Origin of the sequence: Bradyrhizobium sp. SZCCT0231 (assembly GCF_018130245.1) — a bacterium.
GTDB classification, from domain to species: domain Bacteria; phylum Pseudomonadota; class Alphaproteobacteria; order Rhizobiales; family Xanthobacteraceae; genus Bradyrhizobium; species Bradyrhizobium japonicum_F.
This window is the reverse complement of record NZ_JAFCKP010000008.1, coordinates 127,049-145,745: the sequence shown is the minus strand read 5'-3', so window position 1 is coordinate 145,745 and position 18,697 is coordinate 127,049. Positions and strand designations below refer to the sequence as shown.

General features: G+C 63.8%; 18 protein-coding genes, 1 tRNA gene and 1 pseudogene. 3 read left to right on the top strand and 17 right to left on the bottom strand.

Annotation, left to right across the window (positions count from 1 at the left end):
• Positions 1–3: 3 nt before the first annotated feature.
• The 17 genes and pseudogenes from JQ566_RS20255 to JQ566_RS20175 form a co-directional block, all read right to left on the bottom strand.
• Positions 4–1,509: an NADH-quinone oxidoreductase subunit M gene (locus JQ566_RS20255; protein WP_212374831.1), complete on the bottom strand. Its 1,506-nt coding sequence runs from the start codon at positions 1,507–1,509 to the stop codon at positions 4–6.
• Positions 1,510–3,603 carry an NADH-quinone oxidoreductase subunit L gene (gene nuoL / locus JQ566_RS20250; RefSeq protein ID WP_212374829.1) on the bottom strand — a complete coding sequence of 698 codons (2,094 nt, stop codon included), beginning with the start codon at positions 3,601–3,603 and terminating at the stop codon, positions 1,510–1,512. It abuts the gene before it with no gap.
• A gap of 7 nt (positions 3,604–3,610) precedes the next feature.
• Positions 3,611–3,919 carry an NADH-quinone oxidoreductase subunit NuoK gene (gene nuoK, locus JQ566_RS20245; RefSeq protein ID WP_008547737.1) on the bottom strand — a complete coding sequence of 103 codons (309 nt, stop codon included), beginning with the start codon at positions 3,917–3,919 and terminating at the stop codon, positions 3,611–3,613.
• Positions 3,916–4,554, bottom strand: a complete 639-nt coding sequence (locus JQ566_RS20240) for an NADH-quinone oxidoreductase subunit J (RefSeq protein WP_212374827.1) — start codon at positions 4,552–4,554, stop codon at positions 3,916–3,918. Before JQ566_RS20240 ends, nuoK begins: the two co-directional genes overlap by 4 nt.
• A gap of 9 nt (positions 4,555–4,563) precedes the next feature.
• Positions 4,564–5,058, bottom strand: coding sequence for an NADH-quinone oxidoreductase subunit NuoI (gene nuoI, locus JQ566_RS20235; protein WP_157283556.1), 495 nt, complete (start codon positions 5,056–5,058; stop codon positions 4,564–4,566).
• Positions 5,059–5,066: 8 nt separating this feature from the next.
• Entirely contained in the window at positions 5,067–6,134 is a 1,068-nt protein-coding gene (nuoH, locus tag JQ566_RS20230) for an NADH-quinone oxidoreductase subunit NuoH (protein ID WP_212374825.1), read from the bottom strand.
• 10 nt (positions 6,135–6,144) lie between these two features.
• Positions 6,145–8,220, bottom strand: coding sequence for an NADH-quinone oxidoreductase subunit NuoG (gene nuoG, locus JQ566_RS20225; protein WP_212374823.1), 2,076 nt, complete (start codon positions 8,218–8,220; stop codon positions 6,145–6,147).
• A 5-nt stretch (positions 8,221–8,225) separates the two neighbouring features.
• On the bottom strand, positions 8,226–9,551 hold the full coding sequence (nuoF, locus tag JQ566_RS20220) for an NADH-quinone oxidoreductase subunit NuoF (protein ID WP_183238902.1): 1,326 nt from the start codon (positions 9,549–9,551) through the stop codon (positions 8,226–8,228).
• A gap of 15 nt (positions 9,552–9,566) precedes the next feature.
• Positions 9,567–9,773 carry a hypothetical protein gene (locus JQ566_RS20215; protein WP_212374821.1) on the bottom strand — a complete coding sequence of 69 codons (207 nt, stop codon included), beginning with the start codon at positions 9,771–9,773 and terminating at the stop codon, positions 9,567–9,569.
• Positions 9,773–10,384 carry an NADH-quinone oxidoreductase subunit NuoE gene (nuoE, locus tag JQ566_RS20210; protein WP_061877839.1) on the bottom strand — a complete coding sequence of 204 codons (612 nt, stop codon included), beginning with the start codon at positions 10,382–10,384 and terminating at the stop codon, positions 9,773–9,775. Before nuoE ends, JQ566_RS20215 begins: the two co-directional genes overlap by 1 nt.
• Before the next feature lie 12 nt (positions 10,385–10,396).
• Positions 10,397–11,374, bottom strand: coding sequence for an FkbM family methyltransferase (locus tag JQ566_RS20205; protein ID WP_212374819.1), 978 nt, complete (start codon positions 11,372–11,374; stop codon positions 10,397–10,399).
• Positions 11,374–12,570, bottom strand: coding sequence for an NADH-quinone oxidoreductase subunit D (locus JQ566_RS20200; protein ID WP_212374817.1), 1,197 nt, complete (start codon positions 12,568–12,570; stop codon positions 11,374–11,376). The genes JQ566_RS20205 and JQ566_RS20200 overlap by 1 nt, the downstream gene beginning before the upstream one ends.
• 2 nt (positions 12,571–12,572) lie before the next feature.
• On the bottom strand, positions 12,573–13,184 hold the full coding sequence (locus JQ566_RS20195; protein WP_212374815.1) for an NADH-quinone oxidoreductase subunit C: 612 nt from the start codon (positions 13,182–13,184) through the stop codon (positions 12,573–12,575).
• Positions 13,185–13,195: 11 nt separating this feature from the next.
• Positions 13,196–13,783, bottom strand: a complete 588-nt coding sequence (locus tag JQ566_RS20190) for a NuoB/complex I 20 kDa subunit family protein (RefSeq protein WP_212374813.1) — start codon at positions 13,781–13,783, stop codon at positions 13,196–13,198.
• Positions 13,774–14,139 carry an NADH-quinone oxidoreductase subunit A gene (locus JQ566_RS20185; RefSeq protein ID WP_008136158.1) on the bottom strand — a complete coding sequence of 122 codons (366 nt, stop codon included), beginning with the start codon at positions 14,137–14,139 and terminating at the stop codon, positions 13,774–13,776. Before JQ566_RS20185 ends, JQ566_RS20190 begins: the two co-directional genes overlap by 10 nt.
• A 756-nt stretch (positions 14,140–14,895) precedes the next feature.
• A complete protein-coding gene (locus JQ566_RS20180; protein ID WP_212374811.1) occupies positions 14,896–17,142 on the bottom strand; it encodes a TonB-dependent siderophore receptor in 2,247 nt (748 codons plus the stop codon).
• Positions 17,143–17,319: 177 nt separating this feature from the next.
• A pseudogene (locus tag JQ566_RS20175) lies at positions 17,320–17,577 on the bottom strand (MarR family winged helix-turn-helix transcriptional regulator); the annotation flags it as partial.
• Between the two features lie 163 nt (positions 17,578–17,740).
• Here JQ566_RS20175 and JQ566_RS20170 point away from each other — a divergent pair.
• From JQ566_RS20170 to JQ566_RS20160, 3 genes are all read left to right on the top strand, one after another.
• Positions 17,741–17,944, top strand: a complete 204-nt coding sequence (locus JQ566_RS20170) for a hypothetical protein (RefSeq protein ID WP_027575321.1) — start codon at positions 17,741–17,743, stop codon at positions 17,942–17,944.
• Positions 17,945–18,104: 160 nt separating this feature from the next.
• Positions 18,105–18,181: transfer RNA gene (locus tag JQ566_RS20165), tRNA-Asp, on the top strand.
• A gap of 194 nt (positions 18,182–18,375) precedes the next feature.
• Positions 18,376–18,690 carry an HU family DNA-binding protein gene (locus JQ566_RS20160; RefSeq protein ID WP_212374809.1) on the top strand — a complete coding sequence of 105 codons (315 nt, stop codon included), beginning with the start codon at positions 18,376–18,378 and terminating at the stop codon, positions 18,688–18,690.
• Positions 18,691–18,697 lie beyond the last annotated feature (7 nt).

The following is an 18,697-nucleotide window of genomic DNA, read 5'->3' as shown; positions in this document are numbered from 1 at the left end:
CTATCACTGGAGCAGTGCGGCGGCCTTCACGGCCGTCACAGCGGTGTTGTAGTTGTTGACGAGTTGCTGGACCGAGGCGGCCGACATGTCGAGCACCGGCTTCGGATAGACGCCGAACAGGATCGTCAGCGCGATCATCGGGAACAGCGTCAGGCACTCCCGGAAGGTGAGATCCTTCATGCTCATCAGCGACGGCTTGACCAGCGCCCCGAACACCACCTTGCGGTAGAGCCACAGCGCATAGGCCGCCGACAGGATCACGCCGAAGCTGGCGAAGAACGCGGTCGGGATCGAGACCTTGAAGGTGCCGAGCAGCGTCATGAACTCGCCGACGAAGCCGCTCGTGCCGGGCAGACCGACATTGGCCATGGTGAAGACCATGAAGGTCATCGCGTAGAGCGGCATCCGGTTGACGAGGCCGCCATAGGCCGCGATCTCGCGGGTGTGCAGGCGGTCGTAGACGATGCCGACGCAGAGGAACAGCGCGCCGGAGACGATGCCGTGCGAGATCATCTGGAACACGCCGCCGGCGACGCCCTGCATGGTGCCGGCGAAGATGCCCATGGTGACGAAGCCCATATGCGCCACCGACGAGTACGCGATCAGCTTCTTCATGTCCTCCTGCATCAGGGCCACCAGCGAGGTGTAGATGATGGCGATGGCCGAGAGCGTGAAGATCAGCGGCGCGAAGTCGTGCGAGGCCAGGGGGAACATCGGCAGCGAGAAGCGCAGGAAGCCGTAGCCGCCCATCTTCAAGAGGATCGCGGCGAGGACCACCGATCCCGCCGTCGGCGCCTCGACATGCGCGTCGGGCAGCCAGGTGTGCACCGGCCACATCGGCATCTTCACCGCGAAGGAGGCGAAGAAGGCAAGCCACGCCCAGGTCTGCAAGGACCGCGGCACGGCGGTGTGCATCAGGGTCGGGATGTCGGTGGTGTTGCCGTTCCAGTACAGCGCCATGATGGCGAGCAGCATCAAGACCGAGCCGAGCAGCGTGTAGAGGAAGAACTTGAACGAGGCGTAGACCCGGCGCGGGCCGCCCCAGACGCCGATGATCAGGAACATCGGGATCAGGCCGCCCTCGAAGAACAGGTAGAACAGCACGAGATCGAGCGCCGAGAAGGTGCCGACCATCAGCGTTTCCAGGATCAGGAACGCCATCATGTATTCGCGCACCCGGCTCGTGACCTTCCAGCTCGCGATGATGCAGAACGGCATCAAGGCGGTGGTCAGGATCACGAAGGGCAGCGATATGCCGTCCACGCCCATGTGGTAGGTGATGCCCGTGGCGAGCCAGCTCGCCTTCTCGACGAACTGGAAGTCGGGGTTTGCGGGATCGAAGCGCATGACCAGGATCACCGACACCGCGAAGGTGATCAGCGTGGTCCAGAGCGCGATCCAGCGCGAATTGCGCCGGGCCGCCTCGTCCTCGCCGCGGCTGAGATAGACGATCAGCGCGCCGACCACCGGCAGGAACGTCGTGACCGAGAGAATGGGCCAGGTTGTCATTTACTGGCCTCCAAGGCCGAACATGAACCAGGTGATCAGGCCGGCGGCGCCGATCAGCATGGCGAATGCGTAGTGATAGAGATAGCCGGTCTGGATCTTCACGACGTTGCGGGTGACGTCCAGCACGCGGGCCGAGACACCGTCGGGGCCGAAGCCGTCGATGATGAAGCCATCGCCCTTCTTCCAGAGCTGATAGCCGATCCACTTCGCCGGGCGGACGAAGATGACGTCGTAGAGCTCGTCGAAGTACCATTTGTTGAGCAGGAACTGGTACAGCATCGGCTGCTCTTTTGCGAGCCGAACGGGGATGTAGGGCCGGCGGATGTAGAACAGGTACGAGACGAGGAAGCCCAGCACCATCATCACCGTCGGCAGGAAGGCGATGGTCTGGGGGATGTGGTGCATCTCCTCGATGATGTGCGGGTTCATCTTCACGGACTCGCGGAAGAACTCCTCGACGCCGTGGCCGGCGAACAGCTCCTTGAACGGAAGACCCGCGACGAACGAGCCGACCGCGAGCACGCCGATCGGGACCAGGATCCAGAGCGGAGCCTCATGCGCAGCCTCGTAATGATGCTCGTCATGCGGCTCGCCGTGGAAGGTCTTGAAGATCAGGCGCCAGGAGTAGAACGAGGTCAGGCCGGCGGCGATGACCGTCATCAGGAAGCCGTACATCCCGAACGGATTGTGCGAGGCGTAGGCGGACTCGATAATCGCGTCCTTGGAGAAATAGCCGGCGGTGAGCGGGAAGCCGGTCAGCGCCAGCGTGCCGACCACCATCACCGCATAGGTGTAGGGGATCTTCTTCCAGAGTCCGCCCATGTTGCGGATGTCCTGCTCGTGGTGCATCGCGTAGATCACCGAGCCGCTCCCTAAGAACAGCAGCGCCTTGAAGAAGGCGTGCGTGAACAAATGGAACATGCCGACCGAATAGGCCCCTGCTCCCATCGCCACGAACATGTAGCCGAGCTGCGAGCAGGTCGAGTAGGCGACGATGCGCTTGATGTCGTTCTGGACGAGGCCGATGGTCGCCGCGAAGAACGCGGTGGTCGCGCCGAAGAACATCACGACGGCCTGCGCATTCGGGGCGAGCTCGAATAGCGGCGACAGGCGCGCCACCATGAACACGCCGGCGGTGACCATGGTCGCGGCATGGATCAGCGCCGACACCGGGGTCGGGCCTTCCATCGCGTCCGGCAACCAGGTGTGCAGCAGGAACTGCGCCGACTTGCCCATCGCGCCCATGAACAAGAGGAGACAGGTCAGGGTCAGCGCGTCGGCATGCCAGCCGAGGAAGTTGATGGTCTTGCCGGTGAGGCTGGGTGCGGCATGGAAGATGGTCTCGAAATCGGTCGAGCCGGCCAGCATGAAGATCGCGAAGATGCCGAGCGCGAAGCCGAAATCGCCGACGCGGTTGACCACGAAGGCCTTGATGGCGGCGGCGTTCGCCGAGGGCCTCTGGTACCAGAAGCCGATCAGCAGATAGCTGGCGAGACCCACCCCTTCCCAGCCGAAGAACAGCTGGACCAGGTTGTCAGCCGTCACCAGCATCAGCATGGCGAAGGTGAACAGCGAGAGATAGCCGAAGAAACGCGGCCGGTTCGGGTCCTCGTCCATGTAGCCGATGGAATAGAGGTGCACGAGCGAGGACACGGTCGTCACCACCACCAGCATCACGGCGGTGAGCGTGTCGACCCGCAGCGTCCACCAGACCTGGAGCTCGCCGGAGAAGATGAAAGGCAGCAGCTGGATGCGGGCGTCATGGTGCATGAAACCGACGTCGACCAGCGTCATCCAGGACAGCGCCGCCGAGACGAACAGCAGCCCCGTGGTGATCAGCTCGGCGCCGCGCGAGCCAGCCGCCGCCGGCTCGTGGTCGTGGTGGCCGGGCTCGTCATGGGTCTCGTGAATAACGCTGCCCTCCTCCTTGATGGAGGCAGCGGAGACATGACCGTTATTCGCACCATTACCGTGCGCCTCGTCGTGATGATCGACGGTGTCGCCTGAGGGGTTGCGCCCATGCGCGCCGACCAGCGAGATCAGGCCGGCAAGAATTGCGCCCAGCAGAGGCAGAAAGACGATTGCCTGAACCATAGCCGGGTTAACCCTTCATCAGATTGACGTCCTCAACCGCGATCGAGCCGCGGTTGCGGAAATAGACCACCAGGATGGCGAGACCGATCGCGGCTTCCGCAGCCGCAACCGTCAGCACCAGCAGCGCGAAGACCTGGCCGACGATGTCGCCGAGGAAGGTCGAGAACGCCACGAGGTTGATATTGACCGAGAGCAGGATCAGCTCGATCGACATCAGGATGACGATGATATTCTTGCGGTTCAGGAAGATGCCGAGGATGCCAAGCGTGAACAGGATCGCGCCGACCGCCAGATAATGTCCGAGCCCGATGGTCATTTCACCCACTCCGCAGCATCGGCGTCCGAGAGCCCCTGCCCCGACGCGACCTTGCGCATCGCCATCGCCATGTCGGGCGTGCGTGCGTTCTGAACGTTGATGTCCTGCCGCTTGACCTTCGCCTTATGCCGCAGCGTCAGCACGATCGCACCGATCATCGCGACCAGCAGCACCATGCCGGCGAGCTGGAAGTAGTGGATGTACTTCGTATAGAGCACGAGACCGAGCGCCTCGGTATTGCTGACATTGGCCGGGATCGCCGCCGTGATCGTCTTGGAGACGCCGGGGTTGATGACCCAGAAGCCGACGGTGAGCAGCAGCTCGAACAGGAAGATGCCGCCGATCACGAGGCCGATCGGCAGGTACTCGATGAAGCCCTCGCGCAGCTCGAGGAAGTCGACGTCGAGCATCATGATCACGAACAGGAACAGCACCGCGACCGCGCCGACATAGACGACGATCAGCATCATGCCGAGGAACTCGGCACCCATCAGCACGAACAGGCCGGAGGCGTTGACGAAGGCCAGGATCAGGTACAGCACGGAGTGCACGGGATTGCGCGAGACAATCACCATCACCGCCGAGGCGACGCAGATGCCGGCGAAGAGATAGAAGAACAGCGCGGGAAGGATCATGCCCTCACCTCACCGGTACGGCGCGTCGAGCTCGATCGCTTTTGCGATCTCGCGTTCCCAGCGATCGCCGTTGGCGAGCAGCTTGGCCTTGTCATAATAGAGCTCCTCGCGGGTCTCGGTCGCGAACTCGAAGTTCGGGCCTTCGACGATGGCATCGACCGGGCAGGCCTCCTGGCAGAGGCCGCAATAGATGCACTTCACCATGTCGATGTCGTAGCGCACGGTGCGGCGGGTGCCGTCGTTGCGGCGCGGGCCGGCCTCGATGGTGATGGCCTGCGCCGGGCAGACCGCCTCGCACAGCTTGCAGGCGATGCAGCGCTCTTCGCCGTTCGGATAGCGGCGCAGCGCGTGCTCGCCGCGGAAGCGCGGCGAGATCGGGCCCTTCTCGAACGGATAGTTCAAGGTCGGCTTCGGCTGGAAGAAATAGCGCATGGCGAGGAAGAACGCCGAGACGAATTCCGACAGCAGAAGCGAGCGTGCAGTGGCGTTGACGTTGATACCCATGACGGCCCTCACTTCGGCGCGATGCCGGCGAAATGCAGCACGCCGGCCACCACGACCACCATCACCAGCGACAGCGGCAGGAACACCTTCCAGCCGAGGCGCATCAGTTGATCGTAGCGGTAGCGCGGCACGATCGCCTTCGCCATCGCGAACAGGAAGAACATGAAGAACAGTTTCAGCGAGAACCAGATGATCCCCGGCACCCAGTTGAAGGGCGGCAGGTCCACCGGCGGCAGCCAGCCCCCGAGGAACAGGATGGTCGCCAGCGCGCACATCGTGACGATCGCGACGTATTCGCCGAGCATGAACAGGAGGTATGGAGTCGAGCCGTATTCCACCATGAAGCCGGCAACCAGCTCGGATTCCGCCTCGACGAGGTCGAAGGGCGGACGGTTGGTTTCCGCCAGCGCCGAGACGTAGAACACCACGAACATCGGGAACAGCGGCCAGACGTACCAGTTCAGGATGGTGAGCTGCGGCAGCCCGATCAGGCTGGCAAGGCCGCGCGCGTGCTGGGCTTCGACCACGGCCGAGAGGTTCAGCGTGCCGGCGCAGAGCAGCACCGTGATGATGACGAAGCCGATCGAGACTTCATAGGACACCATCTGCGCCGCCGAGCGCAGCGCCGCCAGGAACGGGTACTTCGAGTTCGACGACCAGCCGGCCATGATGATGCCGTAGATCGACAGCGACGAGATCGCGAAGATGAAGAGGACGCCGACATTGATGTCGGAGATCACCCAGCCGAGATTGGTCGGGATCACCGCCCAGGCCGCGAGCGCGAGCACGCAGGAGACCAGCGGCGCCAGCAGGAACACGCCCTTGTTGGCGCCGGCCGGGATGATCGGCTCCTTCAGCACGAACTTGAGCAGGTCCGCGAAGGACTGCAGCAGGCCCCACGGGCCAACCACGTTCGGGCCGCGGCGGATCTGCACCGCCGCCCAGATCTTGCGGTCGGCGAGCAGGATGTAGGCGATCGCGACCAGCAGGACGACGAGCACCAGGACGCTCTGCGCGACCATGATGATCAGCGGCCAGAGGAAGCCGGTCCAGAATGCGCTTTCGAAGAATTCCATCAGATCACGCTCACTCCGCTGCGGTCAGCATGTGCCCGGAGGCCAGGCGCGAACATTCCGCCATCACGACGGACGCTCGCGCGATTGGGTTGGTCAGGTAGAAGTCCTCGACCAGGGGCTTGAACGGCGCCTTTTCCGGCGAGCCGCCCTTCCCTGCAAGCTTCTTGATCTGGTCGGCGGAGCCGGCCTCGATCTGGCCGAGACGGATCAGATGCGGCACGGCCTTGAAGATCGCCTGGCGCAGCGCCGCGAGCGAGTCGTAGCCGAGCTTCTTGCCGAGCGCCTCGGAGAGCGCGCGGACGATCGCCCAGTCCTCGCGGGCTTCGCCCGGCGGGAACGCGGCGCGACCGGTCATCTGCACGCGGCCTTCGGTGTTGACGTAGATCGCGGACTTCTCGGTGTAGGCGGCCGCCGGCAGGATCACGTCGGCGCGATGCGCGCCGCGGTCGCCATGGGTGCCGATATAGACGACGAAGGTGCCGTCCGGCGCCTTGATCTCGTCGGCCCCGAGCAGGAACAGCAGGTCCAGCGTGCCGAAGGTCGTCATCTGCGCGGCGTTCAGCCCACCCGCCGCGGCGGAGAAGCCGATATCGAGCGCACCGACGCGCGAGGCAGTCTCGTGCAGCACGCCAAAGCCGTTCCAGCCGTCCTTGACCGCGCCGACATCGAGCGCGAGCTTGGCGGCGGCGGCCAGAACGGCGGCGCCGTCGTGACGGGCGGCCGCACCGGCGCCGACCAGGATGATCGGGTGCTTGGCGTTCTTCAACACGTCCATGAAGGAATGCTTGCCGGCCGCCAGCTCGCCGAGCGTCTCGGTGCCTGCGCCGAGGTGATCGTAATCATAGGTCAGGTCGGCCTTGGCGCCGATCACGCCGACCTTGAAGCCGCCGGCACGCCAGCGCTTGCGGATGCGGGCGTTGAACACGGCCGCCTCTTTCCGCGGATTTGCACCGATGATGAGCAGCGCATCGGCCTGCTCGACACCTGCAAGCGTCGGATTGAAGATGTAGGAGCCGCGGCCGAGTGCGGGATCGAAGGCGTCGCCGCCCTGCACCGCCAGATTGGTCGAGCCGTATTTGGCCAAGAGATCCTTCAGCGCGAACATCTCCTCGACGCCGGCGAGGTCACCGGCGATCGCGCCGATGCGCTTGCCGTCGGTGCGGGCCGCCTTGGCGGCAATGGCGGCGAAGGCCTCGGGCCAGCTCGCGGCACGCAGCTTGCCGGCTTCGCGGATATAGGGCCGGTCGAGGCGCTGGGTGCGCAGGCCGTCGACGACGTGACGGGTCTTGTCGGAGATCCATTCCTCGTTCACGGCCTCGTTGATGCGCGGCAGGATCCGCATCACCTCACGGCCGCGGGTATCGACGCGGATCGCAGATCCCAGGCCGTCCATGACGTCGATCGACTGGGTCTTGCCGAGCTCCCACGGGCGCGCGGCGAAGGCATAGGGCTTGGAGGTCAGCGCGCCGACCGGGCAGATGTCGACGAGGTTGCCCTGCAGTTCCGAGGTCAGCGCATGCTCGAGATAGGTCGTGATCTCCATGTCCTCGCCGCGGCCGGTCGCCCCCATCTCGGGTGCGCCGGCGACTTCCGCCGAGAAGCGGACGCAGCGCGTGCACTGGATGCAACGGTTCATCGAGGTCTTGACCAGCGCGCCGAGATATTTGTCCTCGACCGCGCGCTTGTTCTCAGCGAAGCGGCTGGTATCGACACCATAGCCCATCGCCTGGTCCTGCAGGTCGCACTCGCCGCCCTGGTCGCAGATCGGGCAATCCAGCGGATGGTTGATCAGAAGGAACTCCATCACGCCTTCGCGCGCCTTCTTCACCATCGGCGAACGGGTGGAGATCTCCGGCGGCTCGCCCTTCGGACCCGGACGGCAATCGCGCACGCCCCAGGCGCAGCTCGCGACCGGCTTCGGGCCGCCCTTCACCTCGACGAGGCACATCCGGCAATTGCCGGCGATCGACAGCCGCTCGTGATAGCAGAAGCGCGGAATCTCGGCGCCAGCCGCCTCGCACGCCTGGAGCAGCGTGTATTCGGCGGGGACATCGATCTCTTTGCCGTCGATGATAAGCTTGGTCATGTCTCTTACTCCGCCGCGACCATGTTCACGGGATCGCGGACGCCGATGTCGTCGACATCGGCCTTATGCGAATACTGGTCGATGCGCGCTTCGATCTCGTGACGGAAGTGCGTGATCAGGCCCTGGATCGGCCAGGCCGCCGCGTCGCCGAGCGCGCAGATGGTGTGGCCTTCGACCTGCTTGGTGACTTCCAGCAGCATGTCGATCTCGCGCTTGTGGGCGCGGCCTTCGGCCATGCGGGTCAGGACGCGCCACATCCAGCCTGTGCCCTCGCGGCATGGCGTGCACTGGCCGCAGCTCTCGTGCTTGTAGAAATAGGAGATGCGGGCGATGGCGCGGATCAAATCGGTCGACTTGTCCATCACGATCACGGCCGCGGTGCCGAGGCCCGAGCGCAGCTTGCTCAAGGAATCGAAATCCATCGGCGTGTCGATGATCTGCTCGGCCGGCACCATGCGCACCGACGAGCCGCCGGGGATCACGGCCTTGAGGTTGTCCCAACCGCCGCGGATACCGCCGCAATGCTTGTCGATCAGCTCACGGAACGGGATGCCCATGGCCTCTTCGACGTTGCAGGGCCGCTCGACATGGCCGGAGATGCAGAACAGCTTCGTGCCGACATTGTTCGGACGGCCGATGCCGGCGAACCACGCTGCACCGCGACGCAGAATGTCCGGCGCAACGGCGATCGACTCGACATTATTCACGGTGGTCGGGCAGCCGAACAGACCGACGTTGGCCGGGAATGGCGGCTTCAGGCGCGGCTGGCCCTTCTTGCCTTCGAGGCTTTCGAGCAGCGCGGTCTCCTCGCCGCAGATGTAGGCGCCGGCGCCGTGGGCGACGTAGAGGTCGAACGGCCAGCCGTTGACGTTGTCCTTGCCGATCAGCTTGGCCTCATAGGCCTGGTCGATCGCGGCCTGAAGCCGCTCGCGCTCGCGGATGAATTCGCCGCGGACATAGATGTAGCAGGCATGCGCGTTCATCGCGAAGCTGGCGATCAGGCAGCCCTCGACCAGGAGGTGCGGATCGTGCCGCATGATCTCGCGATCCTTGCAGGTGCCGGGCTCGGACTCGTCGGCGTTGACGACGAGATAGCTCGGCCGGCCGTCGGTCGATTCCTTCGGCATGAAGGACCATTTCAGACCGGTCGGGAAGCCGGCGCCGCCACGGCCGCGCAGCCCCGACGCCTTCATCTCGTTGATGATCCAGTCGCGGCCCTTGTCGATGATATTCTTGGTGCCATCCCAGGCGCCGCGGCGCCGCGCACCCTCGAGCCCCCAATCGTGGAGGCCGTAGAGGTTCTTGAAGATGCGGTCCTTGTCCTCGAGCATATCAGTGCTTTCCGATCAACGATTGGACTGCTTGTAGGCAAGTCCGGCGGCGCAGACGGCGAAGGTCAGCGCCCAGAGCAGACTGGACTCCAGCGACGCGTTCAGGCTGAAACGCTGCAGCAGGAAAATGAACGCCGCAGCCACGACGGCATGCAGCGCGATGAAGCCCCACCTCTTCATGGCACCGCTCCCCTGCGCCGAAGGCTGCGAGAGATCACGCATCAGGTGGTCTCCTTCAGCGTGGTCGGTCCGGTGATCGGCGCCGAGAACTGGCGGCCGTTCTGCGGACCCGGCTTGGGCGGATTGCCCGAAGCAAAACCGTCGAGCACCTTGCCGAAGCTTTCCTTGGTCAGGTCCTCATAGGTGTCCTTGCCGATCAGCACCATCGGCGCGTTCACGCAGGCGCCCAGGCACTCCACCTCTTCCCAGCTGAAATTGCCGTCCTTGGAGAGATGGAAGGGCTCGTGATGGATGCGGTGCTCGCAGACGTGGATCAGATCCTCGGCGCCGCGCAGGCGGCAGGGCGTGGTGCCGCAGACCTGGACATGGGCTTTCTTGCCCACGGGGGCGAGCTGGAACATGGTGTAGAAGGTCGCGACCTCCAGCACGCGGATATAGGGCATGTCGAGCATGTCGGCGATGACGCGGATCGCGGCTTCCGACACCCAGCCCTCGTTCTGCTCCTGCGCCCGCCACAGGATGGCGATGACGGCGGAAGCCTGGCGTCCGGCCGGATATTTCGCGATCTGCTGCCTGGCGAACGCGAGGTTCTCCTCCGTGAACGCGAAGCTCGCGGGCTGGACTTCCTTCGGTGCTAATCGGCGAACGGACATCTCTTCAATCTCTCACTGCATGCGGCGCGCGGTCTTGGTATCCAGGTTCTTGGCGTTCATGGCCTCGATCCTGTCCTGCCAGAATGCGCTTGCGGTGCCGAAAACGTTGTAGCCGACGTGGGTCGAGACCTTGATGCGATCGAGGATCGACAGCTCGGTCACGGTCTCCATCCGGTTGCTGCGCGGATCGAACACGATCAGCTTCAGCGGGGTCTGTTCGAGGATGAAGCGCGACACGGCATGAGAGCGGTCGCTGCCGTGCTCCTCGCACATGATGACGCTGTCGGCCTCGAGCAGCCGGACGCCGCCCTTGATCGCCTCGATCTCGACGCCCTCGACGTCGAGCTTGATCAGATATTTCCCGGTGCCAGCGACCTTGCCGTCGTCGATCAGATCGTCGAGCGCAATGACCGGCACTTCTTCACCTCGCGCCGACGGATCGCCGGCGATGCTGAAGGCCTCGTGCTTGGTGCCGGACAGCCGCGCGGTGCCGCGGGCCGCGCCGATGGCGCATTTCATGGTCTCGAAGCGGCCAGCGTTGACGCGGGCGTTGTTGGCAAGCTTCGGATAGTTCTGGCCCGACGGCTCGATCGCAATCGCCTTGTGCGCGCCGAACGGCTTGCTCGACACCAGCACCGACCAATAGCCGTAATTGGCGCCGCAATCGAGCAGCGTGTAGTCGACGCCGATGGAGTCGGCGAACAGCAGCTCGAGCTCGCCCTCGTAATTATACGAGCGATTGAGCAGCTTGCTCCAATAGCCGTCGCCGTAGGGGAACTCGAACACGGCGTCGGGATTGAGCCTGATCGCAATATTGCGCTCCGGCAGCGTCTTCCGCAGCAGGTTCGCGCAGGCGATGTAGCCCATGTGCGAGAAGTGCGAGGAGATCTTCGATCCCGTCACCAGCGCCAAGGCAGCCGTCCGCTCCCACAGGTTGGCCCCTTCAAGGGCCCCCGAGGCACGGTCAAACTGGATTGGCGCCTGCACCATCACCGATCGACCTCTCCGAACACGATGTCGAGCGAGCCGAGGATCGCCGAGACGTCGGCGAGCAGATGGCCGCGGCAGATGTGATCCATCGCCTGCAGATGGGCGAAGCCCGGCGCGCGGATCTTGCACTTGTAGGGCTTGTTGGTGCCGTCGGAGACCAGATAGACGCCGAACTCGCCCTTGGGCGCCTCGACGGCGGCATAGACTTCGCCGGCCGGCACGTGGACGCCTTCGGTGTAGAGCTTGAAGTGGTGGATCAGCGCTTCCATCGAGCGCTTCATCTCGCCGCGGCGCGGCGGCGCGACCTTGTTGTCGGCGACGACGACGGGGCCCTTGCCGTCAGGCGCGTTCAGCTTCTGGATGCACTGCTTCATGATGCGGATGGACTGCCGCATCTCTTCCATGCGGATCAGGTAGCGGTCGTAGCAGTCGCCGTTCTTGCCGATCGGGATGTCGAAATCCATCTCGGCGTAGCACTCATAGGGCTGCGACTTGCGCAAATCCCAGGCCGCGCCCGAGCCGCGCACCATCACGCCCGAAAATCCCCATTCCCAGGCTTCCTTGAGCGGCACCACGCCGATGTCGACGTTGCGCTGCTTGAAGATGCGGTTGGCGGTGAGCAGCCGGTCGAGATCGTCCACCACCTTCAGGAACGGATCGCACCAGGCCTCGATGTCGTCGACCAACTTCTGCGGCAGGTCCTGATGCACGCCGCCGACGCGGAAGAAGGCAGCGTGCATGCGGCTGCCCGAGGCGCGCTCGTAGAACACCATCAGCTTCTCGCGCTCTTCGAAGCCCCACAGCGGCGGGGTGAGTGCGCCGACGTCCATCGCCTGCGTGGTGACGTTGAGCAGGTGGGAGAGGATGCGGCCGATCTCGCAATAGAGCACGCGGATCAGCTGGCCGCGGCGCGGCACCTCGATGCCGAGCAGCTTTTCGGCGGCGAGGCAGAAGGCATGCTCCTGGTTCATCGGCGCGACGTAGTCGAGCCGGTCGAAATAGGGGATCGCCTGAAGATAGGTCTTCTGCTCGATCAGCTTTTCGGTGCCGCGGTGCAAGAGACCGATATGCGGATCGACGCGCTCGACGACTTCGCCGTCGAGCTCCAGCACGAGACGCAAGACGCCGTGCGCGGCCGGGTGCTGCGGGCCGAAATTGATGGTGAAGTTTCTGAGGTTCTCAGGTTGTTCATTCATGATCAGACCTTCGGCCCCGCCTTTTCGTCGCCAGGCAGCGGATAGTCCGCACCCTCCCAGGGCGACAAGAAATCAAACTTGCGGAATTCCTGGTTGAGCCGGACAGGCTCGTACACCACCCGCTTCTCCTGGTCGTCGTAGCGGACCTCGACGAAGCCGGTGAGCGGGAAATCCTTGCGCAGCGGATGCCCCTCGAAGCCGTAGTCCGTGAGGATGCGGCGCATGTCGGGATGGCCGACGAAGAACACGCCGTAGAGGTCGTAGGCTTCGCGCTCGAACCAGTCGGCGCCGGGGAAGACATCGATCAGCGACGGCACCTGCGTGGTCTCGTCAGCCTGAGCCTTGAGCCGGATCCGCGCGTTCAAGGTTGGCGACAGGAAGTGGTAGATCACGTCGAAGCGCTTCTCGCGATCCGGGTAGTCCACCGCCGTGACGTCGGTGATGTTGACGAAACGGCAGCTCGGGTCATCGCGGAGGTACTTGACCACCTCGACGATCCTGCTGGCCTCGACATCAACCGTGAGTTGATTGAAGGCCACCGAATGACCGGTCGCGGCGCCCGGAAGCGCGCTAACGATCGTCTGCCCCAGGGCGTCGAGCTTGGCGTCGTCCATGACGTAAAACCTTAGCGTTCGATGGTGCCGGTGCGCCGGATCTTCTTCTGCAGCAGCAGCACGCCGTAGAGCAGCGCTTCCGCCGTGGGCGGGCAGCCCGGCACGTAGATGTCGATCGGCACGATACGGTCGCAGCCGCGCACGACCGAGTAGGAATAGTGGTAGTAGCCGCCGCCATTGGCGCAGGAGCCCATCGAGATGACGTAGCGCGGCTCCGGCATCTGGTCGTAGACCTTGCGCAGCGCCGGCGCCATCTTGTTGGTCAGGGTTCCCGCGACGATCATCACGTCGGACTGGCGCGGCGAGGCCCGCGGGGCGAAGCCAAAGCGCTCGACGTCGTAGCGCGGCATCGACACTTGCATCATCTCGACCGCGCAGCAGGCGAGACCGAAGGTCATCCACATCAAGGAGCCGGTGCGCGCCCAGGTGATGAGATCGTCGGTCGCGGCCACGAAGAAGCCCTTGTCGGACAGCTCAGAATTGACCTCGAGGAAGAACGGGTCATTGGCCCCGACCGGCTTGCCGGTCGACGGATCCAGGATGCCCTTCGGAGCCGGCGCGATGACCGGACCGGTGGGCGGTACAGTGTTCAATCCCATTCCAGTGCTCCCTTCTTCCATTCATAGGCGAACCCGACCGTCAGCACGGCGAGGAACACCACCATGGACCAGAAGCCGGTCGCGCCAAGCTTGCCGAACGCCACCGCCCAGGGGAACAGGAACGCCACCTCGAGGTCGAAGATGATGAAGAGGATGGCGACCAGGTAGAAGCGGACGTCGAACTTCATGCGGGCGTCGTCGAAGGCGTTGAAACCGCACTCATAGGCCGACAGCTTTTCCGGGTCCGGCTGCTGGAACGCCACGATGAACGGCGCGATCAGCAGCACGAGACCGATGAGGCCCGCTACGCCTATAAAGACGACGAGTGGAAGATAGTTCTGCAGAATGCCGCTCATTGACGAGCCCTTTTTCCCGCAGCCTCGGGACAGCCACGGATTCGTCCGATTTGGAATTATTCTGAGCCTTAGCGCAGTGCACCAATGGGCGCAAGACACGCTGTTTTCAGGCCCTTTGCCGCTCCCAGAACGGTGAAAATCCCGGAATCACCCCGCGGCTGGTATGGAGCAGATCGCTGGGCCCAGCAAGGGCAGTCACAGTTTTGCAAGGCCTGCAGTTCTGAGTTTGCCGTGCAGGGCCCAAGGCAGCTACAAGGCAGCTATCGGCCGCGCCTTGACCGAGCAAATGTACGGTTTTTCCGGTGCGACGGAGCGTCCAACCCCGGCAACGACCGGCGCAGGCGCCCTCCCGCCGCACCCGTGACATAATTTGCCGAGGGTCCTTTTGCCAGGGGTCCACAGAGCGGAGCAGCCAATGAGTCATTGAGGGCGCCACCGCGATCAGGACAGGTGCAACAAAGCACACCTATCCACAGCTGCGCACGATCACAGAGCCATGCGCCACGAAGGGGCCGGGGTTCGCCCGGCGAATGCGTCGGCGGTCAGCTGCAAACGGACCGCGAGCGCGGCGGCGGCGACTTGCCGGTTGGTCGCTCGCGCCGCGCTCGGATGAGCTTCGGGCTGGGGGGCATAGCCCATGGGCTCATCGATCTCCTGAGGGAAGATCAGTGGCAGTCCGGTCAGGCGAAGCAGATGATCGTCGCGATCGGCCGGCCCCAGAGCCGGTCCGCCGCGAGGTCCTGCCCTCGCCTGTCCTCACCACTTGTAGGAGACGCTGGCGGTGACGCGCCGGCGGTCGCCGTAGAAGCAGGCGGTGGGAGAAGAGCAGCTTCCCACGAAGGTCTTATCAGTGACATTCGACACGTTGAGCGCGTATCGCCAGCCCTGCCATTCGTAGTGAACGGCCGCATCGCCCAAGAGATAGGCCGGGACCTCCAGCGTATTCATGTTGTCGGCGTAGGATTTGCCGACATAGCGGATGCCGCCGCCGAAACCGAGCCCGGCCAGCGGGCCGGATTGGATGGTGTAGTCGGCCCAGCCAGAGGTGAGCTGGCTTGGCGTGTTGGTCGGCGTCTTGCCGATCAGCGCGCTGTTGAGGTCGCGGCTCACGAAGATGTCGAAGACGGTATGCGAGGCGATTACCTTCAGCCCGGGCATAACGTTGGCCACGGCCTCGAGCTCGATGCCGCGCGAGGTTACCTGCCCGGTCTGCACCGACAACAGCGCATTGTTCGGGTCAGTCGTCAGCACGTTGTCGCGCTTCAGGTCGAACAGCGCGACACCGAAATGACCGTCGAAGCCGAGCGGTTGGTACTTCAGGCCGACTTCCGCCTGCCTTGCGGTCTCCGGCAGATAGAGCTGTTTGAGCGTGAAGTTGGTGCCGATGATCGGATTGAAGCTCGTCGCGTAGGAGACGTAAGGAGCAATCCCATTGTCGAAATTATAGATCAGGCCGGCGCGGCCAGAGAACGCACTGTCGTTCCGCCCCATGCTCGCGCCGATATGGTTGTCGTTGTCAGTGTCAACCCAATCGTTGCGACCCGACAGCACCAGCGTCAGCCGGTCAAGCCTGATCTGATCCTGCGCGTAGATGCCGACCTGCTTCTGGGTCAGCGTGGCGTTCTGATACGGGGCACCGTCGAAGCGCGCGGTGGGCATATAGACCGGGTTCAGGAAATTGAGCGGCGTTGCCGCACCAAAGCCCTGCCAATCGTCGATCTTGTAGTGTTTGAGGTCGACGCCGAACAGCGAGGTGTGCTGCAGCGGGCCGGTCGCGAAGCGATACTCCACCTGGTTGTCGAGATTGGCCTGATTTGCGACGCCATGGGTCAGGAAGTTGCCCCGGTTGAGGTTTGCCGCGGCGGGCGTCGTCAGGTAGCCGAGACCGTACAGCGTCGAAAGAGTTACGTCGACATGGGCAAAGCGCGCGTTCTGCCGAACGGTGACGTTGTCGGAGAGGTTGCGCTCGAAACGGTAACCGATCATTTCCTGCTCACGCTGGAAAGTGTCGACGCTCGGATCGCTGGCGAAGAGGCTCGTCGGAATCTTCCCCCAGGGCGCATTCACGACGGTGCCCACATAAGGTAGGAAGTTGAGGCTGCGCGTCTCGTACTTGGATGCCGACGCCAGGACGGTGAAAGACGTGTCCTCATCGGGCTTCCAGGTAAAGGACGGCGCGATGAAGTAGTTGTTGTCCGGCGTGAAATCGACCTGAGTGCCGCCGCCCTTGACCTGCCCGACGACGCGATAGAACAGCTTGCCCGGCTCGGTTGCGGTAGCAACGGGGCCACCGAAATCGAACGACAGATAGCTGTTGCCGAAGTTGTTGACGCCGGCCTCGAGATAGCGGACTGGCTCGGCAGGCGGCATCTTTGAAATGGCATTCACGATGCCGCCCGGATTTGATCCGCCGTACAGAACCGCTGACGGCCCGCGCAGGACCTCGACGCGCTCCAGGTTGAATGGCTGCAGCTTCCAACTGGCGTAAGACGTATAGAAAAGCTGCAGTCCATCGAGGAACAGGCCGACATCCTCGGCTTTGAATCCGCGAATCTGGAACCAATCGTTGCGGTTGTCGGCGCCGTAGGTTTCTCCGTGAATGCCGGGCGAGTAGCGCACGATCTCGTCGAACTTGTTCGGCTTCTGGTCGCGGATCTGCTCCGCACCGACCACCGAGATCGCCTGCGGCGTCTCCATGATCGGCGTGTTGGTCTTGGTGCCCGACGAGCTGCGGTTCGCGACGTAGCCGTTCACCGGACCGCGCGGCGTCTCGACGAAGCCCACCTCGCGCCGCGGCTGCGGCTTGTTGCGGTCGGCGGTCTGCACCGATGACCGTGGCGCGCGGCGCTGCGGGGCCGCAGCAGCACGTCTCCGGGTTTCCGGCGCGGTGACGGTCACCGACGGCAGGTTCTGCGCGCCACTCTGCGCGGAAGATTGTGCGAGCGATGCCTGCGGCATCAAGACCCAAGCGGATGCGGTCGCCAACACGGCCGACCGCAGCATTCCAAGACTGTTCAACGCGCCACCCCAAAGCTGCATGTTCGATGCGTCATGCCGCCTGTCCCGGAACGGCATGCGCTTGAAGGTGACGCTTATGTGAGGGCGCGCGATTTCCCTAATTGAAAGCTTCTTAGAAAGACTCTTAGAAGCGCTCCAATAATTCCATGTGTTGCAGCGAGATCAGCGCAAATTCTTCTCGCTCTCGAGCATCTCGGCGGCGATCGCCGTGAGCTGATCGACCTGCCGCAGCAGTGCATGGAGCTCGGCTTCGCTCAGATGCTCCAGCAGGCGACGGTTGCGCTCCTGCGCGCCGTCGACGATCGCATCATGCGCGGCGAGACCCGTCGCGGTCAGCGAGATCAACACCTCGCGGTTGTCCTTCGGATTGGCCGTTTTCGCGATCAGCTTGCGCGACAACAGGTTTGCCAGAGCACGGCTGTCCCTTGGGCGGCCGCCTAACGCCGCTTCAGGCCACCAGCCCGGCGAAACCAAGCGGGCGTATCAATGAAACCATTTTGCGGAACCCGCGAAACCATCCGGAAACAGATGGTCCTTAGAAGAAGAGCCCATAGACGGCGGCAAAGCCCGTCGGGAGGCTCAGATGAACCACTCTATTCACTCTGCTGATCGTGCGACCCACCTGAAGATCGTGGTGGTGGCGCTGGTGGCCGGCATCGTCGTGGCCGGCTTCGGGATCGCAGCCCGCACCCATGCCGATTACAGCCAGACCGCCCAGTCCACCCATGTGATCAAGGCCGGCAAGCCGGTCGTGGTGACGAGCGCGGGGACGTCGGAGATTCGCTGATACGGCCTCCTCCGGGCTGACCATTGGCCGCCTCCGGGCGGCCTTTTTCGTTTTCCAGAGCAATGCTTAGCCGGGACGCACTGAGGAAGCGCAACGTCCTTGACTTCACCATGTCCCCCCTTTAAGTCCCCCCTCGTTCCGCGCGCGTTCAGCGAACCACGCGGGAGTAGCTCAGTTGGTTAGAGCGCCGGCCTGTCACGCCGGAGGTCGCGGGTTCGAGCCCCGTCTCTCGCGCCATTTTGGCAATCCCTTCATAGCCTTAGCCTGATCTTCTCGACGCCTTTCGCGGCTGTGGGCCACCATCGGCGGCCGTCGGGAACCCGTGGCATAGTCAGCCCGCGTCCGAATCGTCTACGCCTTCCACGATTTAGAGGGATCCCCACGCTTTTCCGGCTTTTCCGGGGTTTCCCCTGCAATTGAGGAGGCCAGACATGGCAAAGAAGGATTCGGCGAAAAAGGCAGCCGCTCCCGCCACCATCACGCTCAAGCACCTCGCCGCCGACATCGCGGAGCGTCAGGACCTGTCGAAAAAGCACGCCGAGGCCGTCCTGACCGAGATGGTCGATCTGATCGCCAAGCACCTGAAGAAGGGCGACCGGGTTCGCATCGTGGGGCTTGGCATCCTCCAGGTCCGCAAGCGCGCCGCCCGCACCGGCCGCAATCCTGCCACCGGCGAAGCGATTCACATCAAGGCCAGCAGGAAGGTCGCGTTCCGTCCGGTGAAGGAACTGAAAGAGGCGATCTAAGGTGATC